The following is a 25,017-nucleotide window of genomic DNA, read 5'->3' as shown; positions in this document are numbered from 1 at the left end:
GGGTGGGGTGGGGTGGGGTGGGGTGGGGATCAGGGTGGCCAGGCGTTGGGGGGTGCGGCGGGCGGCGGCGCGCCGACCAGCTCGGCGAGCCGAGCCAACCGACGGCGGCCGGTGATCCGGTACGCCGGGCCGCCCTCACCCGGGCCGAGCAGTTTCCCCGACAGTCCCGCTGCGGCGAGCGCGACGCCGATCGGCTCCCAGCACTCCTGCTCGTCGACGCCCAGCCGCAACAGGAAGCCGTCGGGAGGCTCCGGCGTACCGGCGGCGGCCAGCCACAGCCGCAACCTCCGGCCGGTCAGGTGGAAGGTGGCCGGCGGGCGTTTCACCGAACCGTGCAGCCAGGCAACCGCGAGTGGCTTCAAGACCCTGGTGTACGACGTACGGACGGCGTGTCGCTCGCCCTCGGTCGGCTCCCAACTCGCCGCCAACCCCCGCGCCGCCAGCTCGGCGACCAGCACGTGCACCCGCCACGCGGCGTCCACCTGCACCGAGAGCCGGGCAGTGCCACCCATCCGGACCACCTCGCCCGGCCCGGCGAGCAACCCGGCCAGGTCGGCGACCGTCGGTTCGGCCGCCTCCGCGCCGAAGAAGACCAGTTGCCGACCCGCGTCGTCGCCCTGGGGAGGAGCGTTGCGGGGCGGGCCGCCGCGCCGTCGCGCGGGTGTGGGCGCGTCCGCCTCGGGCGCGGGAAACAGCGCCGGGGGCGACTGCGCCTTCCCGGTGTCACCGAACCCGCTCAGCGACACTCCGGCACCTCGTCGAAGGCTTGTTTCAACTCCTCGGAGTTGAGCTTGCTGGTGTCCAGCGCGCTGGCGTCGTACTCCTTGTTGAGGGTGTCCACCGCGGCCCGCACCCCGTCGTAGAAGACGGTCGGCTCGCCGGTGCCCAACCCGTCGATGGTGTCCCGGGCGCGGCCGTAGGCGTCCCGCATCTTCCCCAGTGAGCTGCGAAAACCGGCGGAGATGGCCTCGCCGTTGTCGGTCTCCGGTACGCCCGCCTGCTCCACCTTGCGGCGGGCGGTCTCGCTGGCCTTCTCCGCCCCACCGAAGAGCCGCACCAGGTTCTCCTTGGCCTGCGCCGGCGTGGTCTGCGCGGTCATCTGCTCGTCCGTGCTGCTGGTCAACTTGCTGATCTCGGAACGCCACGGGGTGAGCGCGCCGCAGACCGAGGCCGCCCAGGCCCGTGGGCTGGGCCCACCGCCGCAGCCGGCGAGTACGACGACGATCGTGGCCAGGACCACCGTGAACTTTCCGGCGGCAGACGCCCGGCACGTACGCATGCGTTGCAGCGTACGGCCTTCGGCGAGGTGTGGCACCGGGCCGGACGGCCGGGTCCCCGGTCGACGCGGTACGTCGACCGGGGACCCGGTGCCCGTTGACGGGTCAGGCGTTGACCGTCTCCGGACGGTGGTCGGTGCTGCCGGCGCCGGTGTTGCCGTCGGCGTCGGAGTCGGACATCGCGATGCCCTTGCGCTTGCTGAACACCACCGACGCCACGATGATCAGCGTCGCGACCAGGGCGATGCCGACCCGCAGGCCGACGTTGCGCTCGTCGCCGACGCTCCACGCCACCACGGCGGGTGCGATCAGCAGCGAGACCAGGTTCATCACCTTGATCAGCGGGTTGATCGCCGGACCGGCGGTGTCCTTGAACGGGTCGCCGACGGTGTCGCCGATGACCGTGGCGGCGTGCGCCTCGGAGCCCTTGCCGCCGTACGCGCCGTCCTCGACCAGCTTCTTGGCGTTGTCCCAGGCCCCACCGGAGTTGGACAGGAACACCGCCATCAGGGTGCCGGCACCGATCGCACCGGCCAGGTACGCGGCGAGCGCGCCCGGTCCGAGGCCGAAGCCGACCGCGATCGGCGCCAGGATGGCGAGCAGACCGGGGGTCATCAGCTCGCGCTGCGCGTCCCGGGTGCAGATGTCGACGACCTTGCCGTACTCCGGGCGCTGGGTGCGGTCCATGATGCCGGGCAGCTCACGGAACTGCCGGCGGACCTCCATCACCACGGCGCCGGCCGAGCGGGACACCGCGTTGATGGCCAGACCGGAGAAGAGGAAGACCACCGCCGCCCCGATGATCAGGCCGACCAGGTTGCGCGGGTTCGCCACGTTCAGCGAGTTGAGGATCTCGTTGCCGACGTCGTTCACGCCAGCCGTCGCGTACGCGCTGCTGAGCGTGTCGGTGTACGAGCCGAACAGCGCGGTCGCGGCGAGCACCGCCGTGGCGATCGCGATGCCCTTGGTGATCGCCTTGGTGGTGTTGCCCACCGCGTCCAGCTCGGTCAGCGTGCGAGCGCCGTGCTCGTCGATGTCGCCGGACATCTCGGCGATGCCCTGGGCGTTGTCGGAGATCGGCCCGAAGGTGTCCATCGCGACGATCACGCCGACCGTGGTGAGCAGGCCGGTGCCGGCCAGCGCCACCGCGAACAGCGACAGCGTGATGGAGCTGCCGCCGAGCAGGAACGCGCCGAAGACGCCGGCACCGATGAGCAGCGCCGAGTAGACCGCCGACTCCAGGCCGATGCTGATGCCGGCCAGGATGACGGTGGCGGCACCGGTCTGCGAGCTCTTGCCGATGTCCTGCACCGGACGCCTGTTGGTCTCGGTGAAGTAGCCGGTCAGCGCCTGGATCGCGGCGGCCAGCACGATGCCGATCACGACCGCGCCGATGGCCACCAGCCGTGGGTTGCCGGGCGCGTCGGTCAGGCCGCTGTCGAACTCGCCGAAGGTCGCCGGGAGGTACGCGTAGGCGGCGATCGCCACCAGCACCGCGGAGAGCACCGCGGAGAGGTAGAACGCCCGGTTGATGGCGGTCAGACCACTGCGGTCGGACGCGCGCAGCCGGGTGATGAAGACGCCGACGATCGCGATCAGCACGCCGATGGTGGAGATGATCAGCGGGAAGACCAGGCCCTCCTCGCCGAACGCGGCTCGGCCGAGGATCAGCGCGGCGACCAGCGTCACCGCGTACGACTCGAACAGGTCGGCGGCCATGCCGGCGCAGTCACCGACGTTGTCGCCGACGTTGTCGGCGATGGTGGCGGCGTTGCGCGGGTCGTCCTCCGGGATGCCCTGCTCGACCTTGCCGACCAGGTCGGCGCCGACGTCGGCGGCCTTGGTGAAGATGCCGCCGCCGACCCGCATGAACATCGCGAGCAGCGCGGCGCCGAAGCCGAAGCCCTCCAGCACGGTCGGCGCGTCACCCCGGTAGACGAGGACGACGAGCGCGGCGCCGAAGAGGCCGAGGCCGACGGTGAGGAAGCCGACGACACCGCCGGTCCGGAACGCGATCTTCATGGCGGCCTCGCGGCCACCTTCGCGCTCCCTCGCGGCGGCGGCCACCCGCAGGTTGGCGCGGGTGGCCAACCACATGCCGGCACCACCGATGAACGCGCTGAACAGCGCGCCCACCACGAAGAACGCCGAGCGGCCGATCTTCACCGCCAGCTCGCTGCCGTCGGTGTCGTGCACCGGCAGCAGGAAGAGCAGCACCACTGCGACGACCACGAAGATCGCCAGAGTACGGAACTGGCGGAGCAGGTAGGCCGAGGCGCCCTCCTGGACCGCCCCCGAGATCTCCTGCATGGTGGCGGTGCCCTTGCCGGCAGCCAACACCGTCCTGGTGAGGGCGGCCGCGAAGGCGAGCGCCACCAGGGCGATTGCCGCGGCGATGACGACGTAGGTGACATTGCTTCCGGTAAGGGAAAGCCCGCCGCCGTCGGCGGCCAAGGTCTCGGACATCTGTGTCCTCCTGTTACCGAACACTCGCGCCGGTGAGTGGAGACGCACTGACCGACGCCTGGATGCGGACTCGCAAGCGCGCGCCAACCCACCCCAGCGGACCAGCGATGAACACCCATACCCGCTGGCTGCGGGATGGATCACTTGCTGACAACCCGGGTACTGTAGCCCTCCGCAGTGTCGGAGGTCACACGCAGGTCCCACCGTGTCGCGATGATCTTCGTCGCTGTGTTATGAAACGAAATCTGATATAGGGCCCGATCCATGCAAGAAGGCCGCACCCCTGGCAGGGGATGCGGCCTGGAAACCGGAACGGGTCAGCGGCCGACCGGCCACACCATCCGAACCTCGGTGCCGATGCCGTCGTCGACCGGGCGCACCTGCAGGTCCTCGACGAACCCGGCGAGCAGCGCGAAGCCGACGCCGGTGGTCAGCGCCTCGTCGGTGAGCGACTCGTTGGCCAACTCGTCCGGCGGCAACGCGGTCAGACCGATGCCAGCCTCGATCGGCGCCCGGTCCACCACCCGCACCGAGTACGAGCCACCGTCGGACATCTCCACCAGCACCGGGTCGGCGAGGCCGTACTGCCGGTGCAGGGCCACCGCCCGGGTACACGCCTCGCCGATGGCCAGGCGCACCTCGTCCAGCAGGTCCTCCCGGACCCCGGCACGCCGGGCGACGGCGACGCCGACCAGGCGAGCGGTGCGCACGTGCACCGGGGCGGGCGAGAACGAGAGCTTGACTGTCGCCATCACGCGCCGGCGCCCGCCGGATCGGCGCTGACCGCCGCGTCGACCGTCGGGTGCAGCGGGAACACCTGATCCAGTGCGGTGATCCGGAAGATCTTGAGCAACGGCTCCTTGTCGCAGACCAGGGCGAACGAACCGCCGGCGGAGCGGAGCCGCTTGAGCGCGCCGACCAGCACGCCCAAGCCGGTGGAGTCGAGGAAGTCCACCCGGCCGAGGTCGACCACCACGTGCCGGGCACCACCGTCGATCAACTCGAGGAGTCGTTCGCGGAGTCGGGGCGCGGTGTAGACGTCCACCTCACCACCGACCTCGAGCACCGTGTGCTCACCCACGGTGCGCGTCGCCAGCGACAGCTCCATCGGTCCTCCTCGCCAGAGCCGTAAACTCTCGTGGGCATCTAACCACTACCGCCGGTACGGCCTGCGGACGCCAGTGGAGGCTTCCCCTTACCCCGGTGTCCGACTTTTCATCTCCGAACACCAGTGCGAGAGTGCAGGGCGTGACCACCAACGACTTCAGCACGGCGCGTCCCACGCCGCGCCACGACCTGGAGTCGTCGTCGGCGGCCACCGTATCCGCTGGTCCCGGCCCTGGGCCAGCGCCGGCCGATCTGCTGCGCCGGCTCCGCGCCCGGGGCGCTGGCGACCCGGTCACCCACGTGGAACGGGTACCCGCCCGTGCCGGGGTGCCCGCTCCGTGGCCGTCCTGGGCGCCGGCAGAGCTGCGCGCCGCGTTCGCCCGGCGTGGCGTGGTCGCGCCGTGGCAGCACCAGGCCCGGGCGGCCACCCTGGCGTACGAGGGCGAACATGTGGTGGTCGCCACCGGCACCGCGTCCGGCAAGTCGCTGGCGTACCAACTCCCGGCCCTGGCGACCCTGCTCGCCGACCCCCGGGCCACAGTGCTCTACCTGGCACCGACCAAGGCCCTCGCCGCCGACCAGTTGCGGGCCGTCTCCGCGCTGGAACTGGAGGGGGTACGCCCCGCCTGCTACGACGGGGACACTCCGCGCGCCGAGCGGGAGTGGATCCGCCGACACTCCCGGTTCGTACTGACCAATCCGGACATGCTGCACCACGGCATCCTGCCCGGGCATGCCCAGTGGTCCGGGTTCCTGCGGCGACTCGCGTACGTGGTGATCGACGAGTGCCACACCTACCGCGGGGTGTTCGGCTCGCACGTGGCGCACGTGCTGCGTCGGCTCCGGCGGCAGTGCGCCCGGTTCGGGGCGACCCCGGTCTTCGTCCTCGCCTCGGCGACCTCCGGTGACCCGGCCACCGCAGCCGGACGGCTGACCGGCCTGCCGGTGACGGCGGTCACCGAGGACGCGTCGCCGCGCGGCGGGGTGACCTTCGCGCTCTGGGAGCCGCCACTGCTGCCACCCGACTCAGGCGGCGCTCCCCCGCAGGCGAGCGGCGACGGCTCCTCTCCCGCTGCGCCCCCGCAGGCAAGCGGCGAGCACGACGACCTTCGGCAGGTCCGCCGGTCGGCGCTACGCGAGACCGCGGACCTGCTCGCCGACACGGTCGCCGAGGGGGTACGCACACTCGCGTTCGTCCGCTCCCGCAAGGGTGCCGAGGTCGTGGCGGCCAACGCGCGTCGGTCGCTGGACGACGCGGTCCCGGGGCTCGGCGGCCGGGTGGCCGCCTACCGGGGCGGCTACCTGCGCGAGGAGCGGCGCGAGCTGGAACGGGCGCTGCTGCACGGCGACCTGCTCGGCCTGGCGTCCACCAACGCGCTGGAGCTGGGCGTGGACCTGGTCGGGCTGGACGCGGTGCTGATCTGCGGCTACCCGGGCACCCGGGCGTCGCTGTGGCAGCAGGCGGGCCGCGCCGGGCGTTCCGGGCAGGAGGCTCTCGCGGTGCTGGTGGCCCGGGACGACCCACTGGACACCTATCTGGTGCACCACCCGGAGGCGATCTTCGGCGCACCGGTGGAGGCGACGGTGCTCGACCCGGCCAACCGGTACGTGCTGGCACCGCAGCTCGCCTGCGCCGCGTTCGAGGCACCGCTCACCCCGGCCGACCTGGCGCTCTTCGGTGACGGGGCGAAGGAGGCGGTCGACGAGCTGGTGACGGCCGGCGCGCTACGGCAGCGGCCCACCGGCTGGTACTGGCGGCACCGGGAACGCCCCGAGGTGGACCTGCGCGGCGAGGGCGGCGCACCGGTCTGCGTTGTCGAGTCGGCCACCGGCCGGTTGCTGGGCACCGTCGACGGCAGTTCCTCGCACTTCCTGCTCCACCCCGGAGCGGTCTACCTGCACCAGGGCGTCTCGTACGTGGTGGACGACCTCGACCTGGCCGACGGCTGCGCGCTGGTGCACGTCGAGGAACCGGACTGGTCCACCCACGCGCGGGACGTCACCGACCTGTCCGTGGTGTCGGTGCGCTCCTACGTGGACGCCGGGCCGGTCGGCATGTTCCTCGGTGAGGTGGACGTGACCAGTCAGGTCGTGTCGTACCAGCGGCGGCGGATAGCCACCGGCGAGGTGATCGACACCCGACCGCTCGACCTGCCGACCCGGGAACTGCGCACGGTGGCGGTCTGGTTCACCCTGTCACCGCAGTCGTTGGCTCTCGCCGGAGTCCAGCCGGCCGACGTGCCGGGTGCGCTGCACGCCGCCGAACACGCCGCGATCGGCCTGCTGCCGCTGATGGCCACCTGCGACAGGTGGGACATCGGCGGGCTCTCCACCGCCGTGCACCCGGACACCGAGGCACCGACCGTCTTCGTCTACGACGGGCACCCGGGTGGTGCCGGGTTCGCCGAGCGGGCGTACGGGACGGCGTCGGCGTGGCTGCGGGCCACCCGGGACGCGATCGCGGAGTGCGGCTGCGAGACCGGCTGCCCCTCCTGCGTACAGTCGCCGAAGTGCGGAAATGGTAACAATCCGCTCTCCAAGCCGGACGCGATCCAGGTGCTCGACGTGGTGTTGGCGAACCTGCCCGATTGAGCGGGTTGCATGAATCGGCCCGGCACTGGGCACAATGGCATGGGAGCGCTTCCATCGATGTCCATGCTGTTGATTTCCCTGTGCCCGAGGAGAAGCCGTGGCCGACACGATCGCCGAGACCGTCGACCTGCTCTACACCATCGACCAGGACCACCTCACCCTCGACCAGCAGATCGCGCTCGGGTCGGCGATGGCCGCCCTGGCTCAGGCGGAACGGTTGGAGCAGATCAACGAGCGGTTGCGCGTCATCCACCAGGTCCTCAACACCTGGGCGGTGCGCGCCGCGACCACGCCTGACGGCCGCTGATCCTCCCTTCCTTGTCGGCACGGGCACCGGGAAGCTGGGCGGTCGACGGACCGCCCCGCATCCTGTGATCGTCGATGGCGGGGAGCGCGACGACTGTCGAGCTGTGCGAGACTCCGGCGCACAATCCCCCTGAGGAGATCAGATGCAGCTCGACAACTTGCAGAGTCAGCACCAGTTCCACGTCCGCCAGCGACTGCGCATGATGGTCAACCAGTACGAGGTCCGGGCCGTCGCCCCGGACGGCACCGAGGGTGAGCTGCTGGCGTTCGCGCAGCAGAAGCGCCTCGCCTTCAAGGAGCAGGTGACGATCTACACGGACGACTCCAAGCAGCAGCCCCTGCTCGGCTTCAAGGCCCGCCAGCGCCTCGACCTCGGTGCCACGTACGACGTCACCGACGCGGCCGGTAACCCGATCGGGCTGTTCCGTAAGGACTTCGCCCAGTCGCTGCTCCGTTCCACCTGGCACGTCGAGCAGAACGGCCTCCCGCAGGTGACCGGCCAGGAGCGCAGCATGCCGGTGGCGCTGTTGCGCCGGTTCGTCGACTCGCTGTCCTGGCTGCCGTACCACTTCGACTTCACCGCCGGCGGCCAGCCGGTCTTCACCGTGGTCAAGAAGTGGGGTCTGCGCGACAAGTACGTCGTCGAGGTGCAGAACCCGCAGATCGACCGCCGCCTGGTCATCGCGATGGCCGTCGCCCTCGACGCGCTCCAGGCCCGCTGACCGACCCGGCCATGCACTTCTCGGGCTGCTGGCCGGGACACGGCCCTCGGCCCTGATCCCGGCCAGCGGGCCGTGCGGCGGCGCACCTACCTGCCCAACGTCCGTCACTGGCATTCCCTCAGCGAGCGGCGGCTTTCGTTGTGTGCCCTCAGCCGACGGCCGCCACTAGCATTCCCTCGGCCGACGGCCGTCACGGTGCCCTCCCCCAGCCGTGGCCCGGCACGGTCCCGATCACCGGTTGGGCCGGGCGGGGGTGGGCCCTGTCTCCCCCTTTGGAGCTGATGTCGTAAACGCATCGCGCCTGATGTCCTATGCGGTTCAGCTCCGAAGCGGCGTGCGAGCTGATCGGGTCCGAGTTCGGGCCGAGCTGATCGGGCCCGAGTTCGGGCGAAGCTGCCCCAGCGGCCCACTCAGCGGCGCGGCCTGCTCGTTCAGCCGCGTACCGGGCCGGCGCGGGCCGTCGACGTGGCGACCCGGGTCAGTCCGGGAAGTGGAGTGAAGGCCACCTCGACGGTCACCAGCACGTCCAGCCCGTCGAGGTGACAGCCAACCATCCGACCAGCATTGCGGCTAACGATGTCGGCGGCGGACGCGCAGACCGCCGCGTCGCCGTCGAGCACCTGGGCGGCTCCGGCCAGCGCGCCGAGGTCGGCTGCCACCATCGCCCGCTGACCGGCCATCCCGGCGACGGCGATGGCAGCGCCGAACGTCCCGAACAGCACGAGGACCAACCCCATCGCCAACAGCAGGACAGTCGCACCACCGCGCTGACCGTCCGGTCCGCCCAGGCCGACCCGCTCGACGTCGGGCCCGCCCAGGCCGACCCGCTCGACGTCGGGCCCGCCCAGGCCGACCCGCTCGACGTCGGGTCCGCGCCCGAGGCGGAGTGAGCCGCGCATTACGAATTCCCCTCGGCGACGCCTGGTTCTACGGCGGCGACGGCGGTCGCGACGACTGTGATCCGTGGTAGCCGACCGCCCAGCGTGCGGACGGGCGCACGTACCGTCGTCCGCACCCGGCCGCCGTCGACGGACACCGAGACCTCCGCCCCCGGCGGTGCCGCGCGCCCCGCCGCCGCGCTGCCGTCCTCGCCACGGGCTGCGGCCAGCGCCGCCTCCCGGGCCGCGTGTAGGCAGCTCGCCTGTGTGCTGACGGCGTTGACCGAGGTCAGGCCAGCCAGCAGGAGCAGGAGCAGCGCCGGCAGGCCGGCCGCCAGTTCGGCGGTGAACGACCCTCGGTCCCCGCCAACGGCCGGTTCGACGGCTTTCCACCCGCCGCCACCAGCCCGCCGCGAGATGCCAGACCGTGGACGGCGACGAGCCCGTCCCGAGGTGCCAGACCGTGGACCGCGGCCGGCCTGCCGGCGCCCGATCACTTCAACGCCCGGTCGATGACGGCGGTCAACGCCGACTGGACGTTGCCGGAGGTCAGCACCTTCAACAGGATGCCGGCGAAGGCGACCGCCGCGAGCGTGCCGACCGCGTACTCGGCCGTGTTCATGCCGGCGTCCCCACGCAGGCGAGCGATGAGTTTGCGCATGACTGTTTCCCTTCTCGATGGGTCAGAGCACGTCGCCGAGAACAGCGACGATCACCGGCACCAGGCCGGCGAGAATGAACGCCGGCAGGAAGCAGAGCCCCAGCGGCAGGACGATGAGGACCCCCGCCCGGCGTGCCGACGCCTCGGCGGCGGTGGCCCGGTCGGCGCGCAGGTCGTCGGCGAGCCGGGTCAACGCGCCGGCCAGGGCAGCACCACTGTTGGCCGAGCGCAACGCCGCTGCCGTCAAGCGCTCCGCGCCGGGTATCCCGTCCAACGCGGACCACGCCTCCACCGGGCCACCGCCGAGCAGAAGCGTGCGGCCGACCTGGGCCAGGCGACCGGCGAGGGGTCCGTCCAGCGCCTCGGCGACGGCCAGAATCGAGCGGTCCACCGGGGCGCCCGCCCGCATCGCCGCAGCGAGCAGATCAGCGGCGAGCGGCAGGTCGGCGGCCTCCTGGAGCCGCCGCCTGCGCACACTCGGCGGTTCGATTCGCCGCAGGAGACGATCCAGCAGGAATGCGGTCGGGACCGCACCGAGCAGACCGAGCCAGCCCTCGACGACGACGGCCACGGCAAGCCCACCCAGCGCTGCCGCGAGCCGGATCGCGTCCGGCCGCCACATCGAGAATGAGCTGCGCTGGCTGTCTGCGCTGCGTTGACTCGCGGCGCCGCCCCTGCTCATTGAGCTGCGTTCACTCACAGCGCCGCGTTTGCTCACAGCGCCGCGTTTGCGCACTGAGCTGCGTTGGTTCGCTGCGCCGCCCTGGCTCTTCGGCCCCCGGGACGTCATCCGGCGCGCCCCGGTGTCGCGCCCAGTCGTTCCGCCCAGAGGAGGCCCACGACCTGCAGGGCGACGGCGAGAATCGCACAAGCCCCACCGACCCTGCTGTGCAGGAGAACTGCCACCGGGTCGACGCCTATCCCGTACCCGAGCCCGATCCCACCGACCGGCAGCGCCGCCAGCAACCAGGCCGTGGCTCGGGCTCCGGCCGCCTGTGCCGCTGCGGCCGCGAGCCCTCGGTCAGTGGCCCGGGCGTCCGCCTCGATCCGTTCGACGAGTTCCGCGAGCGGCGCACCGGTCCGGTCCGCCAGTCGTACCGCTGCTGACGTCAGCTGACGCAGCCGGTCCGGCGCATCGGCGGCGACATCGAGCGCGTGCGGGACGGGCAGGCCGGCCCGGAGGTCCGCCGCGAGGCCACAGAGTTGGTCCAGCCCGCGACGTCGGGCCTGCTCGGAACTTCGGTTCACTCGCCAACGCAGCGCCGCCCGCACGGCCAACGTGCCGTAGCTGGCCAGCGCGACCGCGGCCACCGGACCACCGATCACGGCACCGACGCCACCGCCCAGAAGGCCGGCCAGCGGCAACACGCGTGCCGTCGGCCGCATGGCAGGCGCCCTCGCGACGATGCTCGGCCCGCTGGCTGTCGTGCCGGCGAGATCGGCGGGCCGATGGTCAGGGTGGTCGACGTCGTCGCTCCGCTCGGCCCGAGCCGAGCCGAACAGGCCCGCGGCCACGTCTTGGCGCCCAACAGTCGGCGCTGGGCCTTGAGCGTCGACGCGGCGGTTCGCTTCCACGTCTGCGGCGTCGATCGCGATCGCGGCCACCGTCGTGCCGCCCCCACGTCCTGCGTCCGGGGTTGTGCCCTCCGGTCGGGCGGTGCCGGCTGGACGCCGAGGGTCGCGGCGGGTCGGCGGACGTGTCGGGCCCGCCGGACCCGTCGACCCCACGGACCCGCCCGGCACGCCGGGCCAGCTCGGCCTCCCGGGGGCGTCCCGGGCCGGCCAGCTGAGTGCGGTCTGTGTCCCGCTGGCACCTGCGGCGGTCGGCGGCTGGTACGCGATACCGACCGACCGATCCACGGTTGGCGAGTCCCCGGCCCCGTCGACCGGCCGGTCCGGCGTACGACCGAGTTCCCGGATCCACTCCACCAGGGCGTCATCCGGATCGGCACCGGACCTCCCGTGTCCCGCCGTCAACACGCGACGTCGCCGGGCCCGGATGCTCCGCACAGGCCACGCCACCAGGGCGGCGGCGACCAGGAGCAGCGCTGCCACCACCAGCGCCCCGCCGGTCATGCCGGGCCTGCCGATCCGGGCCACGGCTCGCTGAGGAGCGGCGGCACCGCCACCCCACGCTCGCGCAGCAGCGCCCCGAGCGCGCGGGCGGCCAACCCGAGGCCGCTGCCGCGTACCCAGGCGGGCACCACGGTCACCAACCGCTCGGGCCCCTCCGGAAGCAGGAGACAGACCGATTCCAGGACGCGGCCCCGGTCGCCTCGTCGGACCTGGAACAGCACCTGCAACGCGGCCGCGACCTGGGCGTGCAGCGCGGCGCGGGGCAGACCGCCCAGCATGCCCAGGGCCTCCAGCCGGGCCGGCACGTCGGACGGGGTGTTGGCGTGCAAGGTGCCGGCGCCCCCGTCGTGGCCGGTGTTGAGGGCGCCCAGCAGGTCGACCACCTCACCGCCCCGGCACTCCCCGACCACCAGGCGATCCGGCCGCATCCGCAACGCCTGTCGAACCAGGTCACCGAGGCCGACGACGCCCGATCCCTCCACATTGGCGGTACGCGCCTGGAGCCCCACCACGTGCGGATGCCCCGGACGCAGCTCGGCGGCGTCCTCCACCAGCACGATCCGCTCGGTGGCCGGCACCATCCCCAGCAGCGTGTTGAGCAGGGTCGTCTTGCCTGACCCCGTTCCGCCGGTCACCAGGTACGCCAGCCGGGCCGCGACGACGGCGGCGAGCAGTGGTGCCACGGGTCGCGGCACAGTCCCCTGACGCACCAACTCGTCGAGGGTGAACGGCCGGTGCCGGAAGGTTCGCAGGGACAGGTACGGACCCTCGGTCGCCACCGGCGGCAGCACGGCGTGCATCCGAGTGCCGTCGGGGAGCCGGGCATCCGCGTACGGAGACCCGTCGTCGAGCCGCCGGCCGGCGCTGGCGATCAGCCGCTGCGCCAACCGGCGTACGTCCTCCACCGAACCCACCGGCACCGCGACCTGTTGCAGCCCCGAACCACGGTCGACCCATACCCGGGTGCCGTTGACCAGGACGTCGGTCACCTCCGGGTCGGCGAGCAGCGGGGCCAGCGGCCCGGCCCCGACGAGATCGTCGTGCACCCGGTCGGCGATGCGCAGCACGGCGGTGTCTCCGAGCACCGCCGCGTTGGGCTCGGCGCGTACCGCGGACACGATCGCCGCCGGTGTCACGGGAGTGGTGGCGGCGGCGATGCGCTGCCGTACGCGGGCGGCGAGGGTGCCGTCCTCCGGCCGGCCGGTCATGCCGCACCCGCCGCGGGCACACCGGTGAGGTCGGTGACGATCCGTCGGCAGAGTGCGGCCAGAGGTCCTTTGCCTGCGGCGGCCGGCGCCTCACCTCGTTCCAGCCCACGGCAGAGCCCCGGCTCGGGACGCAGCGTGCCCGCCAGTGGGAGGCCAAGGGCCCGTGCGACCTCAGCGGCGCGCAGCCGACCGGGAGCTGGCCCGCGCACCACCACCGACAGCGCCGCGCAGTGCGGGGCGGCTGCGGCCACGACCCGCGCCGCCGCGGCGGTGGCGCGTAGCTCGGCCGGTACGACGACGAACGCCTGGTCGGTCGACTGCAACGCCACCACGGCCGCGTCGTCCAACTGTCGGGGCAGGTCGACCACCACGAAGTCCCGCCCGCGCCGGGCGGCGTCCACCGTCGCCGCCATCGCCGCCGCCGGCAGCGCCAGCATCTCGCCGCGATCCCAGGAGAGCACCACCAGGTCACCCCGGCTGGGCAGGGCCTGCACCAGCGCCGGGGCGTCCACCCGCCCGTCCGCGCCGGTCAGTGACGGCCACCGCAGCCCCTCCAACTGCTCCCAGCCCAGCACGAGGTCGAGGCCTCCACCGAGTGGATCGGCGTCGACCAGCAGGGTGCGCAACCGGGCCCGCGCGGCGGTCACGGCCAAGCCACCGGCCAGGACACTCGCCCCGGCACCGCCCCGACCGCCGAAGACCGCGACGACCCGGGCGTCGACGCCGTCCGGACTGTCCGGGCCCTGCTCGGCGAACCGGTCCACCAGCCATGACTCCGCGGCGGGCAGCATGGCGACGTACTCGGCACCGACCAGCTCGGCGATCTGCCAGCCGGGGTCGAGCTGACCGGCCCGGCCGACCAGCACCAGCCGGGGGCGCTGCGGCAACCGGGCACGCAGACATGCCTGTGCCTGATCGACGCCGAGCAACACCAGCGGCGCGGGAAGCCATCGGGTACGCGCCGCTGCCGGGTCGCGGGCGAGCTCCACCTCGGTCCCGCCTGCGGCGGCGAGCCGGAGCACGTCATCGAGCAGATCGTCGTCGCCGGTGACGACCAGCGGGAGCCGGCGGATCGGCGGGACGGAGGTACGGGATGGCATCGCGGCCTCCAGCGGTCGGGCTCTGGTATGCCGCCGACCCTGCTCGGAATCCGCCCCGCAGGCCGCCCCAATGTGATCGCCTGTGGACAACGTGGTGGGCTGTGGAAAACGCCCGCTAGGACAGTTGATCTGCTACGGGTGCGGGCAACTCCGCAGCTACTGCTGCTGCGGGATAGACAGCGGGGCCGCTCCAGAAAGGAGCGGCCCCGCACGTCGGAGTTCAGCCGAGCCGGTCGGTCCAGGCGACATCGAGGATCACCTGGTACGAGCTGATCCGCACGGGCGACAGCGTCAACAGCTCATGGGCGAGCAATTCGCCCGTCTTCGGATCGAAGACCAGAAGAGATTGCTGGTCGTGTTCGCGGTCGTCGAAGGTGACGGCGACTCCATTGCGGCCGGCACGGTCCGTGACCTGCCCCCGCCAGCGGAAGCCGGGCACGTCGGCGAGGACCCGCAGGACCGCCGCTCGGGTCGCACGCGGTACGACGTACTGCCCGTAGAGCGTGCTGACCCACTTGCTCGCCGCCCCCGCGCCGTACTCGACCTTCAGCCGCTCCCGGAGTTCGGACGGGTCGGACGACAGTGGCCTGAGCTCCTCGGGCGACAGCGGAATGACGTCCGGTGCGGGGGTGCCGGTGGCTGCTGGCCGCGCAGCGCTCTCGCGCTGCCAGTAGTCCCGAGACTCCTCGTCGGGGTACTGCGGCTCCAGTTGGGTGCTGGCCTGGTTACCGGTCCCGTCGGCGGCCTGCCAGAGCTTCGTCTCGCTGGCGAAGGCCACGTGGTGGCGGCCGTCGGCAGACGTCATCACCGGATCGCCCCACAGCTTCGTGTGGTGATACATGTAGCGGCCGCTCTGGTGGTCGTACGCCGCGTCTTTGATCTTGTCGGCCAGCATGCGCAGCTGCGGGCCGGCGGCCGGCGGATCCGCGTCGAACTGGTACGCGACCGGCACGAGCACCAGCCCCGCTGCCGCCGGCGGCTCTCCCGGAGTGTCCGGTGTGCCCTCGCCAATCGGTTGGAGCACCGCCACGGCGCCGACCGCGACCGCCAGCGTGCCGGCCGCCAGGACCAGCCGGCGGGTCGGGCGTACGCGACGACGCCCGGCCACCGTTTCGACAGCGTCGGCGCGGTCGATCAGCTCGCGCGCCGAGACCAGCGGTGGCCCGACGGCGGCGTTCCGGGCCGGGTCGGCCGGGCCGAGAAGAGTACGGGTTCGCTCTGCTCCGAACATCACAGATCCTCTCGAATGGTCACCAACACCGGGCTACGCCGGGTCTGCGCGGGCTGGTCCGACATCGCTTCGGCGAGACGGCGGCGGGCGCGATGCAGGCGCACTGCGGCAGTCGCCCCGGTGCAACCGAGAACCTTGGCCGCCTCGGACACCGTCAACTCCTCCCAGCCGACCAGCCGGAGGATCTCCTGGTCGGGGTCGTTGAGAGTGGCCAGAGCGGCCCAGATGTGGGCGACCCCGACGCTCGTGTCGGCACCCAACGATCCGGCCAGCCGGTCAAGGTCGACATCGGTGATCGAGAGGAGGTCCGGGGCGCTGCGCCGTGACCGCCACTGGTTCGCCAGAAGGCGCCGGGCCACCCCGTACAGCCAGGGCAGGCTGCGGTCGGGCACCTCGGCGCGACGACGCCAGGCGACGACGAACACTTCCTGGGCAAGCTCCGCCGAGGCATCCCGGTCAGCGAGCCGGCGCAAGCCGTATCGGACTATGTGCGCGTACTCGGCGGCGTAGAGACTGGTGAACCAGCCCTCGTCGCGTTCTGTTGGTGGACCCACCCGAACCCCCACTGCCTCGGCGTCTCTCACCCTGGCTTGTGTCGCTGAGGGTCCGAGGATTACCGCGCTGACGACGTACGGCCTGTCGCCGGTTACAGGTTTCGGCGCATGCAGACGCGGGGCCAGCGATCCAACCCGTGCGCGGCCTCGCGTTGGCGAATAGCCCGTAGACCCGGTGTGAGGTCGCCGTCATTTAGGGTCAGAAATCCGCAGCGAATGTAGTAGGAAGCGTTCCACGGCACGTCAGCGAAGGTCGTGAGGGTCAGGGCCGGTACGCCGGTGGTCGAGGCGTGGGTCGCGAGGTGATCGAGCAGTCGCCGTCCCACCCCGCGTCGCGCCGAGCGAGGATGCACCGAGACCTGCTCGATGTGAAAGTTGCCGTCAACGATGTCGGCGATGAGGTAGCCGATCAGCGTGTCGGTGGCGTCGACCGCGACCCACGCACGGCCAACCTGGCGATAGCGGGCGAGAACATCCAGCGGCAGCGGTTCATCCTCGGCTATCTCAGGCATGCCGACATCGCGGAAGCATTCCCCAGCCGCACGCTCGATGTCCTGCAGGACGGGTAGCTCGGCCTGATGAACCGCCCGGATCTGCACCGAGTCATCGTGCCCCGTGCTGTTTTCGGCAGCCACCCCATTTCCGTTCCCGCGCAGCTTCCACAGGATCCCAGCCGGGTACTGCTAGTCCTGCCCGCGCCAGGTGCCGAGCAGGCGCAGACCCACCTCAGTCCACCCCGTCGATCATGGAGTTGCGGTGGGTGACAAAGAGCTCGCAAGTCACCAAACCTGGCACCACAACTCCATGATCGACGAGACCGGACCGCCCTCCTCCGCGATCTTGCACTTGCTGTCGACATACGCCGGCATCCCGCGCTTATCGGCAACCGAAACTGCAAGATCGGCGCGGGCGGGGCGTTTGGGAGTGACGAACCCGAGGGGCGGGAGTGCAGCATGGCCCTTGGCCTAGCAACCGATCGATCATGCAACGGTATTGGGCATGGTGTTCTCCGACGACCAAGAACTGGGCACGGCGATCAGGAATGCCGACTCGCCCACCTGGTCGGTTCGCGCCGCAGCCGGGCAGCATCTTGCGAAATCTCGCGGAATCGACGTGGTAGCGGACATCATTCATCGCCTTCTCCTAGATCCCCAAGACACTGCGGTGACCTGGAAAACGGCCGAGGCGCTGCTCGAACGCAAAGACACCGTAGGTCTACGCCTTGTGCTGTTAGCCCGTAGCCATGCAGCCGACGAAGCCACCGCCGACGAGATTCAGGCTGCTCTGGACTGCGACCCTGACTGGATGACGACCGGGGGGCCAGACCGCCTGGTCAAGCACCTTCGGGACCTAGCGATGGATGAAGACGCCGGGGTACGCGACGAGGCTCGAAGAATTCTCGGGCGCCTGCGACCTGAATAGACGGGCTACGGCGTAATCGGCCAGGCACTCAGACCCAACCCCTGCTGGCATCCCATCCCGTCGCTGCGAGTGCGACCACCGCGGACGGCGAGGTCCGCGCAGGGCAGCCCGCGAGCGCGGGACGGTTCCGTCCGTCACCTGGTCGGGCGCGCTCCCACGGAAAGGGACGACCCCCGTCGGGGGGAGACGGGGGTCGTCGAAGGTTCGGCTCCGGGGGGGTCGAGCCGAACCACTCAGCGGTTACGGGGGGTGCAACCGCCGAGCGTCTGCCTGTTTTCGGGTATGTGAAAGCTCGTCGTACGGACAAGTTTGCCTGAGCGCGCCCGTCACGTCGAGTGGTGCTTGCTCCACTCACCGCGAAAATCTCCTCGCAGAGTGTGAGCGCGATCACGCGGAGCGGAGATGGTGGTGCTTGCCCGCAGGTGTGAGGGGTGGCCTGACCCCGGGCACCCGCCGACGATAGACCATCCGGCTAGACTTTCGCGCCGTGGGCCGAAGTGCCGCTTTCTTCGATCTGGACAAGACCGTCATCGCCAAGTCGAGCGCCTTGGCGTTTGGTCGGCCGTTCTACCGGGACGGCCTGATCACCCGGCGTGACGTGGTCAAGTCGGCGTACGCGCAGCTGATGTTCCGGCTGGGCGGCACCGACGAGCAGACCATGGCCCGAACACGGGACTACCTGGCTGCGCTCTGCAAGGGCTGGCAGGTGGAGCAGGTCCGCCAGATCGTCGCGGAGACACTGCACGAGCTGATCAACCCTTACGTGTACGCCGAGGCCGCCGTCCTGATCGCGGAGCACCAGGCGGCGGGGCGGGACGTGGTGCTGGTGTCGGCGTCGGGCGAGGAGATGGTCCGGCCGATCGGCGAGTTGCTCGGGGTCACCGACGTGATCGCCACCCGGATGACGGTTCGCGATGGCCGGTACAGCGGTGAGGTCGAGTTCTACGCGGCCGGCCCGAGCAAGGTCGAGGCGGTCAGCGAGCTGGCGGCGGCCCGGGACTACGACCTGGCCGACTCGTACGCCTACTCCGACTCGTACAGCGATCGTCCGCTGCTGGAGTGTGTCGGCCACCCGAGCGTGGTCAACCCGGATCGGCAGCTGCGCAAGCTGGCTTCGGAGAACGCGTGGCCGGTGCTGGAGTTCCGGCACCCGATCCCGCTGGGTCGCCGCCTGCGGGAGCGGCCCGCGGTGCCGGTGGCCGCGGCGGCGCTCGGCGTCGGCGTCGGTGTGGCGATCGGCATCGCCTGGTACGGCCGGCACCGTCGGACCCGCGCGGCCACCACCGCCTGACCAGGCCCGTCCGGCTACCACCACCGTCTGATCCTGCCCTTTCGACTCCGCTCCGCGCGGCGTCGACTGTCGTCTATCCGATTCAGCGTGCCACCCCTGCCTGCCCACGGGATTGAGCAGTCGCTCAAATAGCCGTATGCTCCGTTTGAGCGACCGCTCAAGACGGGGGGATTCGCATGGTGGACGACGACGAAGCGACACCGCGCCGAACGAGTGCGCACTGGACCCTGGCCGGCCTGATCACGCTCCTCGGGGTGATCGTCTTCGTCGGGGTGGTCCAGCAGGGCCGGGCCGACAGCGCGGTGCTCTTCGTGGCGCTCCCGGTGCTGCTGGCCGCCGCCCTCGCGCTGGCACCCCGCCAGACAGCCCACGGCAAGGTCTTCGCGGCCACCACGATGGCCCTGCTGATGGCGTCGGTGGCGCTGCACGAGGGTGCGATCTGCGTTCTCCTGGCCGCCCCGCTGGTCTACGCGGTGGCACACGGCACCACCGCGCTGATCCGCGCCCTGCGGGACGCCAACCGCCCGTACGCCCTGGTGGCCGTACCCCTGCTGCTCCTGCCCGGCCTGGAGGGCAGCGGCATCGCTCCCCGGGTCGACCCGGAGCAGACGGTCGAGGTGACCCGGGTCGTCGGGCTTCCGGTGGACCGGGTGGCCGAGCGGCTCAACACCGGCCCCCGCCCGGCCGACGTCCGGTCGGTGCCGCTGCGGCTCCTGGGCGTGCCCACACCCGGGCAGGTCACCGGCGACGGGCTCGACGTCGGCGACCGGTGGATGTTCGGCTACCACGGCAGCGCGCACGGGCCGGGCGGCCACCTGCTCGCCGAGGTGCAGAGCGTCGCACCGGGAAGGGTGGGTTTCCGCTTCGTCGAGGACAGTTCCATCACCGCGCGCTGGTTCACCTGGGAAAACGCGGAGCTGAGCTGGCGGGCGGTCGACCCCGGGCACACCGAGGTCCGGGTCCGGGTCGACTACACGCGGGGCCTGGACCCGTCCTGGTACTTCGGCCCGCTGCAGCAGGTGCTGCTCGGCGCCGGGGTCGGGCACCTCCTCGACATGCTGGCGTTGAAGTGACGGTCGCCCGCTGGCTGAGCCTGGCACTGCCGCTGGCCGCCGTGCTGGCCGTCGGCGCTCGGGAGCGGGACCGGTCCGTGCGGGCCGCGGGGCTGCTGGCGTTCCTGACCGCCGGGATCGGCATCGCCGCGCTGCACGAGGTCGCCCGCCTCACCGGCTGGTACGCCTTCGCTCCGGTCGACGGCGCGTACCGGGGGATGCCGGTGGACCTGTGGATCGGTTGGGCGGCCCTCTGGGGTCCGCTGCCGGTGCTGCTGCGCCGGGTGCTGCCGCTGCCACTCGCGCTGGGTCTGCTGCTCTGGGTCGACGCGGTGGCGATGCCGGCGCTGCACCCGCTGGTCAACCTCGGGCCGTACTGGCTCGTCGGGGAGGTGGTCGGGCTGATCGTGGTGGCGCTGCCCGCCCAACTGCTCGGTCGGTTCTGCGCCGACCGCCGGCACCTGGGCGTGCGAGCGTCACTCCAGGTGGGAGTCTTCGCCGCGCTGCTGCTCTGGTTTCTCCCCACTCTGGCCTTCGAGCTGGGCGACGGGTCGTGGGCCGGGCTGATCGAGCTGAACCGCACCGGGACGCTGGTCGTCGCGCAGGTGGCCCTGCTGGTGGCCGCACCGGCGGTGGCCGCCGTCGTGGAGTTCGCCGCCCGGGGCGGTGGCACGCCGTACCCGTGGGATCCGCCGCGTCGTCTGGTCACCACCGGCCCGTACGCGTACCTGGCCAACCCGATGCAGCTCGCCGCCGTGGTGCTGCTGCTGTTCACGGCAGCGGTCACCCGGAGCGTCAGCCTGGTCCTCGCGGCCGTGTCGGCGGGAGCGTTCGGCGCAGCCGTCGCCGGGCCGCACGAGCAACACGACCTGCGGGCGCGGTACGGCGACTCCTGGCGGTCCTACCGGCGGCAGGTACGCGACTGGTGGCCTCGCTGGCGGCCGTACCCCTCCGAGCCGCCGGCGGCGCTCTGGCTGGACGACGACTGCGGGCCCTGCGCGGCCACCTGGCGGATGCTGGCCCGGCGGCATCCGGTCGGGTTGCGGATCCGGGCGGCCCGGGAGCACGAGCACGTGCTGTGGCGGGCGGAGTACGTGGGCGGCGACGGCCACACGGAACGGGGGGTGGCCGCCGTCGCCCGCGGACTCGAACATGTCCACCTCGGCTGGGCGTTCGTCGGCTGGACGTTACGACTGCCCGGAGCCACCTGGCTGGCCCAACTGGTGACCGATGCGATGATCGCATCGCCGCATCCGGCCCGTCCGAGAGGAGAGCAATGTCCGACACCAAGCAGCGTCTCCTCGACGGCGCCATCGCCGCCATCCGCGAGCACGGCATCGCCGGCGTCTCCGCCCGTACCATCGGCGCCGCCGCCGGGGTGAACCAGGCGCTTGTCTTCTACCACTTCGGCACGGTGGACGACCTGCTCGCGGCGGCCTGCCGGGCCAGCACGGCGGCGCGGGTCGAGCACTGGTCGGCACGGTTGGCCTCGGCCGGGTCGCTGCGCGAACTGCTCGCGGTCGGGCGGGCGCTGCACGAGGAGGAACGCCAACTCGGCAACGTCACCTTCCTGGCCCAGATGTTGGCGGGGGCACAGGCGGACCAACGCATGGCGGCCCCGACAGCCGGAGCGCTCCAGCTGTGGGTGGACGAGATCGAGGCGGTCCTGCGCAGGCTCCTCGCCGGCTCTCCGTTCGCCGAGGTCGCCGACGTGCCCGGCCTGGCCCGCGCGGTCTCGGCCGCGTTCATCGGGCTGGAACTCTACGACGGGGTGGACCCGGCGGGCGCCGACCAGGCGATGGCCGCGCTGGACCAGCTCGCGCTCCTCATGGAGATCGTCGACGATCTCGGGCCGATCGCCCGCCGGGCACTGCAGGCCAAGGTCAACCGGGCGACGCGGCGGGACTGATCGCCGCTCAGGCGGCGGCGAGGACCTCGTCGCCGATGGCGGTGAGCTGGTCGGCGCCGACCTCGACGGCCGCCATGTAGTGGCGTAGCCAGGAGCGCAGCCCGTCCGGGGTGCCGGTGGCGAACGCGCCCGCCGACCCGACGTACTCGGGCTCCCGCTCGCGATGCCCGACGTCGACGGCGAGCAGGCCACGCGGGTCGAGGCCGCCGGCGAGCAGCACCAGCCGGGCAGCGCCCCGGGCCACCACGCCGGACGGCCCGGCGAACGGGCGCAGGTTCAACAGCTCCCCGTGTACGACGGCGGCGAGCATCAGCGGGGACACCTTCGTGCCACCGGCGACCAGCCCGGCCAGCCCGTCCAGCCGGGTGGCGACCACGGGGTCGGCCACCGGGCGGCCCAGCTCGGCTTCCGGCACCAGATCCCGGGCGGCGAGGACGTGCAGCTTCGCGAGAGCCTGCCGGGGGGCCTTGGGCCAGAGTTCGCTCAGGCCGGGCAGCGCTCCGGCGACCCGCAGCGCCCCCTGGAGCACCGGGTCGGTGACGGTGCCGGCGCGGACCGCCTCCCGGTCGTGCCCGGCCCCTTCCAGGGCGGCGCTGGCCACCGCGGAGCGGAGGCTCACCTCGGCCGCGACCTGGCCACCGTGCCGACGCAGTGCGCGATGTCCGAGCGCCTGGTCGAACCGCTCGCGGGCCTGGTCGACGGCGGCGGCGATGTCGGCGAGCGCGAGCAGCGGTGCGAGCGGGTCGGTGGTCACCCCGTCACGCTAGCGACAGGGCCCGACCGGTCGGGTCGCACCCGGCCGCAAGGCGACCCGGACCACCCACCCGGCCGGAGGCCTCGCCTTGATCAACACGAGTTTCGTGATGTCGGGGTATCCCATCGGCCCCGACACCGCGATTTCAATGAACCCGTGTTGATCAAGGTCTACCTACCGACTCGGTTGGCCGGGCGAGCCCGCCGACCCAGCGCACGGACCGGGGTGGGGCCGTCGGGCGCGTCGTGGGGGCCGCTCGGCGCGACGAGGCGGGCAGCCCTCGCTGGCCGAGGGCCTGCCGACTACCCTCGTGCCCAGCGAGACCCAGGTCACCCCGAGGACGAGGAGTCACGGCATGAGCGAGGCATTGGCCAATCTGCTGAACGAGACGCGCCAGTTCCCCCCGCCGGCCGAACTCGCCGCGCACGCCAACGTCACCATCGACGCGTACGCCGAGGCGGAGGCCGACCGGCTCGCGTTCTGGGCGAAGCAGGCCGATCGCCTGACGTGGTCGAAGAAGTGGGACGAGGTGCTCGACTGGTCGAACCCGCCGTTCGCGAAGTGGTTCGTGGGTGGCCAGCTCAACGTGGCGTACAACTGCCTCGACCGGCACGTCGAGGCGGGGCTCGGCGACAAGGTCGCGATCCACTGGGAGGGCGAGCCGGGCGACACCCGCACCATCACGTACGCCGAGCTGCACGAGCTGACCTGCCGGGCGGCGAACGCACTCACCGACCTGGGGGTAACCGCCGGCGACCGGGTGGCCATCTACCTGCCGATGATCCCGGAGGCGGCGGTGGCCATGTTGGCGTGCGCCCGAGTCGGCGCGGCGCACAGCGTGGTCTTCGGCGGCTTCTCGGCCGACTCGCTGAGCAACCGGATCCAGGACGCCAGCGCCAAGGTGGTCATCACCGCGGATGGTGGTTACCGGCGGGGCAAGCCGTCGGCGCTGAAGCCCACGGTGGACGAGGCGGTCGCGAGCTGCCCGTCGGTGGAGCACGTGCTGGTCGTCCGCCGCACCGGCGAGGACGTGGCGTGGTCGGACAAGGACCACTGGTGGCACGAGACGGTGGAGACCGCGTCGGCCGAGCACACCGCGCAGCCGTTCGACTCCGAGCACCCGCTGTTCATCCTCTACACCAGCGGCACCACCGCCCGGCCGAAGGGCATCCTGCACACCACCGGCGGCTACCTCACGCAGGCGTCGTACACGACGCATGCGGTCTTCGACCTCAAGCCGGAGACGGACGTCTACTGGTGCACGGCCGATATCGGCTGGGTCACCGGGCACTCCTACATCGTGTACGGCCCGCTCTCCAACGGCGCGACCCAGGTGATGTACGAGGGCACCCCGGACACCCCGCACAAGGGTCGGTTCTGGGAGATCGTCGACAAGTACGGGGTGAGCATCCTGTACACCGCGCCCACCCTGATCCGGACGATGATGAAGTGGGGCGAGGACATTCCGGCCGGCTTCGACCTGTCGTCGCTGCGGCTGCTGGGCAGCGTCGGTGAGCCGATCAACCCGGAGGCGTGGATCTGGTACAGGCAGCACGTCGGCCGGGGCGAGCTGCCGGTCGTGGACACCTGGTGGCAGACCGAGACCGGCGCCATCATGATCTCCCCGTTGCCCGGGGTCACCGCGGCAAAGCCGGGTTCGGCGATGGCCCCGCTGCCGGGCATCGTGGCCGACGTGGTGGACGACCAGGGCCAGTCGGTGCCGAACGGTGGCGGCGGTTACCTGGTGCTGCGTGAGCCGTGGCCGTCGATGCTGCGCACCATCTGGGGTGACGACGACCGGTTCATCGAGACGTACTGGTCGCGGTTCCAGGGCATGTACTTCGCCGGGGACGGGGCGAAGAAGGACGACGACGGGCACATCTGGCTGCTCGGCCGGGTGGACGACGTGATGTTGGTGTCCGGGCACAACATCTCGACGACCGAGGTGGAGTCGGCGCTGGTGTCGCACCCGTCGGTGGCCGAGGCGGCGGTGGTCGGCGCGACCGACCCGACGACCGGTCAGGCGATCGTCGCGTTCGCCATTCCGCGGGGCAGCACGGACATCAGTGGCGACGCGGGTGAGCAGCTCATCGCCGACCTGCGCAACCACGTGTCGAAGACGCTCGGGCCGATCGCCAAGCCGCGCCAGATCATGCTGGTACCGGAGCTGCCGAAGACCCGCTCCGGCAAGATCATGCGCCGGTTGCTCCGGGACGTGGCGGAGAACCGGTCGCTGGGCGACGTGACGACGTTGCAGGACTCCTCGGTGATGGATCTGATCTCCTCCGGGATGAGCGGCGCGAAGTCCGACGAGGACTGACGGTAGGCGTACCCCCGACGGTGGGTGGCGGTCCGGACGGACCGTCACCCACCGTCGTCTTTTGTGGAGGTACGACCAGCAGCGCTCCCAC

At 71.8% G+C, this 25,017-nt stretch carries 24 protein-coding genes and 1 pseudogene; 9 read left to right on the top strand and 16 right to left on the bottom strand.

The window, feature by feature from the left end; genetic code table 11:
- Positions 1–29 precede the first annotated feature (29 nt).
- From ABGB10_RS25915 to ABGB10_RS25895, 5 genes are all read right to left on the bottom strand, one after another.
- Entirely contained in the window at positions 30–746 is a 717-nt protein-coding gene (locus tag ABGB10_RS25915; protein ID WP_347663554.1) for a hypothetical protein, read from the bottom strand.
- On the bottom strand, positions 737–1,279 hold the full coding sequence (locus tag ABGB10_RS25910; RefSeq protein ID WP_347663552.1) for a hypothetical protein: 543 nt from the start codon (positions 1,277–1,279) through the stop codon (positions 737–739). The genes ABGB10_RS25915 and ABGB10_RS25910 overlap by 10 nt, the downstream gene beginning before the upstream one ends.
- 103 nt (positions 1,280–1,382) lie before the next feature.
- Positions 1,383–3,743 (bottom strand): sodium-translocating pyrophosphatase, encoded by a 2,361-nt coding sequence (locus ABGB10_RS25905; protein WP_347663551.1) that lies wholly within the window; start codon positions 3,741–3,743, stop codon positions 1,383–1,385.
- A gap of 317 nt (positions 3,744–4,060) precedes the next feature.
- Complete coding sequence (locus ABGB10_RS25900) at positions 4,061–4,498, bottom strand: ATP-binding protein (protein WP_278137049.1); 438 nt, start codon at positions 4,496–4,498, stop codon at positions 4,061–4,063.
- Positions 4,495–4,851 carry an STAS domain-containing protein gene (locus ABGB10_RS25895; protein WP_347663550.1) on the bottom strand — a complete coding sequence of 119 codons (357 nt, stop codon included), beginning with the start codon at positions 4,849–4,851 and terminating at the stop codon, positions 4,495–4,497. The genes ABGB10_RS25900 and ABGB10_RS25895 overlap by 4 nt, the downstream gene beginning before the upstream one ends.
- Before the next feature lie 140 nt (positions 4,852–4,991).
- Here ABGB10_RS25895 and ABGB10_RS25890 point away from each other — a divergent pair, with 140 nt between their 5' ends.
- The 3 genes from ABGB10_RS25890 to ABGB10_RS25880 all read left to right on the top strand — a co-directional run bounded on the left by ABGB10_RS25890 (position 4,992) and on the right by ABGB10_RS25880 (position 8,470).
- Positions 4,992–7,442: a DEAD/DEAH box helicase gene (locus ABGB10_RS25890; protein WP_347663549.1), complete on the top strand. Its 2,451-nt coding sequence runs from the start codon at positions 4,992–4,994 to the stop codon at positions 7,440–7,442.
- 97 nt (positions 7,443–7,539) lie between these two features.
- Positions 7,540–7,749 (top strand): hypothetical protein, encoded by a 210-nt coding sequence (locus ABGB10_RS25885; protein ID WP_278137047.1) that lies wholly within the window; start codon positions 7,540–7,542, stop codon positions 7,747–7,749.
- 142 nt (positions 7,750–7,891) lie between these two features.
- Positions 7,892–8,470: a hypothetical protein gene (locus ABGB10_RS25880; RefSeq protein ID WP_347663548.1), complete on the top strand. Its 579-nt coding sequence runs from the start codon at positions 7,892–7,894 to the stop codon at positions 8,468–8,470.
- A 431-nt stretch (positions 8,471–8,901) separates the two neighbouring features.
- Here the strand turns inward: ABGB10_RS25880 and ABGB10_RS25875 are convergent, their stop codons facing one another.
- The 10 genes and pseudogenes from ABGB10_RS25875 to ABGB10_RS25830 form a co-directional block, all read right to left on the bottom strand.
- On the bottom strand, positions 8,902–9,288 hold the full coding sequence (locus ABGB10_RS25875; RefSeq protein WP_347663565.1) for an Rv3654c family TadE-like protein: 387 nt from the start codon (positions 9,286–9,288) through the stop codon (positions 8,902–8,904).
- Between the two features lie 80 nt (positions 9,289–9,368).
- Positions 9,369–9,767 (bottom strand): TadE family type IV pilus minor pilin, encoded by a 399-nt coding sequence (locus tag ABGB10_RS25870; RefSeq protein WP_347663564.1) that lies wholly within the window; start codon positions 9,765–9,767, stop codon positions 9,369–9,371.
- Positions 9,768–9,841: 74 nt separating this feature from the next.
- Positions 9,842–10,009, bottom strand: coding sequence for a DUF4244 domain-containing protein (locus ABGB10_RS25865; protein WP_081883916.1), 168 nt, complete (start codon positions 10,007–10,009; stop codon positions 9,842–9,844).
- Positions 10,010–10,031: 22 nt separating this feature from the next.
- Positions 10,032–10,631, bottom strand: coding sequence for a type II secretion system F family protein (locus ABGB10_RS25860; protein WP_347663563.1), 600 nt, complete (start codon positions 10,629–10,631; stop codon positions 10,032–10,034).
- 164 nt (positions 10,632–10,795) lie between these two features.
- Positions 10,796–11,380: pseudogene (locus ABGB10_RS25855) on the bottom strand (hypothetical protein); the annotation flags it as partial.
- Between the two features lie 701 nt (positions 11,381–12,081).
- A complete protein-coding gene (locus ABGB10_RS25850) occupies positions 12,082–13,293 on the bottom strand; it encodes a TadA family conjugal transfer-associated ATPase (RefSeq protein ID WP_347663547.1) in 1,212 nt (403 codons plus the stop codon).
- Positions 13,290–14,393 (bottom strand): septum site-determining protein Ssd, encoded by a 1,104-nt coding sequence (ssd, locus tag ABGB10_RS25845; protein WP_347663546.1) that lies wholly within the window; start codon positions 14,391–14,393, stop codon positions 13,290–13,292. Before ssd ends, ABGB10_RS25850 begins: the two co-directional genes overlap by 4 nt.
- 220 nt (positions 14,394–14,613) lie before the next feature.
- Positions 14,614–15,624, bottom strand: coding sequence for a CU044_5270 family protein (locus tag ABGB10_RS25840; protein ID WP_347663545.1), 1,011 nt, complete (start codon positions 15,622–15,624; stop codon positions 14,614–14,616).
- Complete coding sequence (locus ABGB10_RS25835; protein ID WP_347663544.1) at positions 15,624–16,178, bottom strand: sigma-70 family RNA polymerase sigma factor; 555 nt, start codon at positions 16,176–16,178, stop codon at positions 15,624–15,626. The genes ABGB10_RS25840 and ABGB10_RS25835 overlap by 1 nt, the downstream gene beginning before the upstream one ends.
- Before the next feature lie 92 nt (positions 16,179–16,270).
- Positions 16,271–16,813 (bottom strand): GNAT family N-acetyltransferase, encoded by a 543-nt coding sequence (locus ABGB10_RS25830; RefSeq protein WP_347663543.1) that lies wholly within the window; start codon positions 16,811–16,813, stop codon positions 16,271–16,273.
- Positions 16,814–17,177: 364 nt separating this feature from the next.
- Between ABGB10_RS25830 and ABGB10_RS25825 the strand changes: the two genes are divergently transcribed.
- From ABGB10_RS25825 to ABGB10_RS25805, 5 genes are all read left to right on the top strand, one after another.
- Positions 17,178–17,600 carry a hypothetical protein gene (locus ABGB10_RS25825; RefSeq protein WP_347663542.1) on the top strand — a complete coding sequence of 141 codons (423 nt, stop codon included), beginning with the start codon at positions 17,178–17,180 and terminating at the stop codon, positions 17,598–17,600.
- A gap of 487 nt (positions 17,601–18,087) precedes the next feature.
- Positions 18,088–18,891, top strand: a complete 804-nt coding sequence (locus tag ABGB10_RS25820; protein ID WP_145785949.1) for an HAD-IB family hydrolase — start codon at positions 18,088–18,090, stop codon at positions 18,889–18,891.
- A 179-nt stretch (positions 18,892–19,070) separates the two neighbouring features.
- Positions 19,071–19,964 carry a hypothetical protein gene (locus tag ABGB10_RS25815; protein ID WP_347663541.1) on the top strand — a complete coding sequence of 298 codons (894 nt, stop codon included), beginning with the start codon at positions 19,071–19,073 and terminating at the stop codon, positions 19,962–19,964.
- On the top strand, positions 19,961–21,325 hold the full coding sequence (locus ABGB10_RS25810; protein WP_347663540.1) for an isoprenylcysteine carboxylmethyltransferase family protein: 1,365 nt from the start codon (positions 19,961–19,963) through the stop codon (positions 21,323–21,325). The genes ABGB10_RS25815 and ABGB10_RS25810 overlap by 4 nt, the downstream gene beginning before the upstream one ends.
- A complete protein-coding gene (locus ABGB10_RS25805; protein ID WP_347663539.1) occupies positions 21,220–21,852 on the top strand; it encodes a TetR/AcrR family transcriptional regulator in 633 nt (210 codons plus the stop codon). Before ABGB10_RS25810 ends, ABGB10_RS25805 begins: the two co-directional genes overlap by 106 nt.
- A gap of 7 nt (positions 21,853–21,859) precedes the next feature.
- Here the strand turns inward: ABGB10_RS25805 and ABGB10_RS25800 are convergent, their stop codons facing one another.
- Positions 21,860–22,606, bottom strand: a complete 747-nt coding sequence (locus ABGB10_RS25800; protein WP_347663538.1) for an oxidoreductase — start codon at positions 22,604–22,606, stop codon at positions 21,860–21,862.
- Between the two features lie 355 nt (positions 22,607–22,961).
- On the opposite strand from ABGB10_RS25800, the gene acs reads away from it, so the two are divergent.
- Positions 22,962–24,926 carry an acetate--CoA ligase gene (acs, locus tag ABGB10_RS25795; RefSeq protein WP_347663537.1) on the top strand — a complete coding sequence of 655 codons (1,965 nt, stop codon included), beginning with the start codon at positions 22,962–22,964 and terminating at the stop codon, positions 24,924–24,926.
- Positions 24,927–25,017 lie beyond the last annotated feature (91 nt).

Origin of the sequence: Micromonospora sp. B9E7 (assembly GCF_039871815.1) — a bacterium.
In the GTDB taxonomy this organism is placed as follows: domain Bacteria; phylum Actinomycetota; class Actinomycetes; order Mycobacteriales; family Micromonosporaceae; genus Micromonospora.
The sequence above is the reverse complement of the archived record's forward strand: the minus strand, read 5'-3'. Positions and strand labels throughout refer to the sequence as shown.

Excerpts from the sequence above, each read along its gene's own strand:
- ABGB10_RS25860 (WP_347663563.1), bottom strand. The coding sequence starts at position 10,631 with ATGTGGCGGCCGGACGCGATCCGGCTCGCGGCAGCGCTGGGTGGGCTT.
- ABGB10_RS25880 (WP_347663548.1), top strand. The coding sequence starts at position 7,892 with ATGCAGCTCGACAACTTGCAGAGTCAGCACCAGTTCCACGTCCGCCAG.
- ssd (WP_347663546.1), bottom strand. The coding sequence starts at position 14,393 with ATGCCATCCCGTACCTCCGTCCCGCCGATCCGCCGGCTCCCGCTGGTC.
- ABGB10_RS25825 (WP_347663542.1), top strand. The coding sequence starts at position 17,178 with ATGGTGTTCTCCGACGACCAAGAACTGGGCACGGCGATCAGGAATGCC.
- acs (WP_347663537.1), top strand. The coding sequence starts at position 22,962 with ATGAGCGAGGCATTGGCCAATCTGCTGAACGAGACGCGCCAGTTCCCC.
- ABGB10_RS25840 (WP_347663545.1), bottom strand. The coding sequence starts at position 15,624 with ATGTTCGGAGCAGAGCGAACCCGTACTCTTCTCGGCCCGGCCGACCCG.
- ABGB10_RS25905 (WP_347663551.1), bottom strand. The coding sequence starts at position 3,743 with ATGTCCGAGACCTTGGCCGCCGACGGCGGCGGGCTTTCCCTTACCGGA.
- ABGB10_RS25895 (WP_347663550.1), bottom strand. The coding sequence starts at position 4,851 with ATGGAGCTGTCGCTGGCGACGCGCACCGTGGGTGAGCACACGGTGCTC.
- ABGB10_RS25865 (WP_081883916.1), bottom strand. The coding sequence starts at position 10,009 with ATGCGCAAACTCATCGCTCGCCTGCGTGGGGACGCCGGCATGAACACG.
- ABGB10_RS25850 (WP_347663547.1), bottom strand. The coding sequence starts at position 13,293 with ATGACCGGCCGGCCGGAGGACGGCACCCTCGCCGCCCGCGTACGGCAG.
- ABGB10_RS25805 (WP_347663539.1), top strand. The coding sequence starts at position 21,220 with ATGTCCGACACCAAGCAGCGTCTCCTCGACGGCGCCATCGCCGCCATC.
- ABGB10_RS25910 (WP_347663552.1), bottom strand. The coding sequence starts at position 1,279 with ATGCGTACGTGCCGGGCGTCTGCCGCCGGAAAGTTCACGGTGGTCCTG.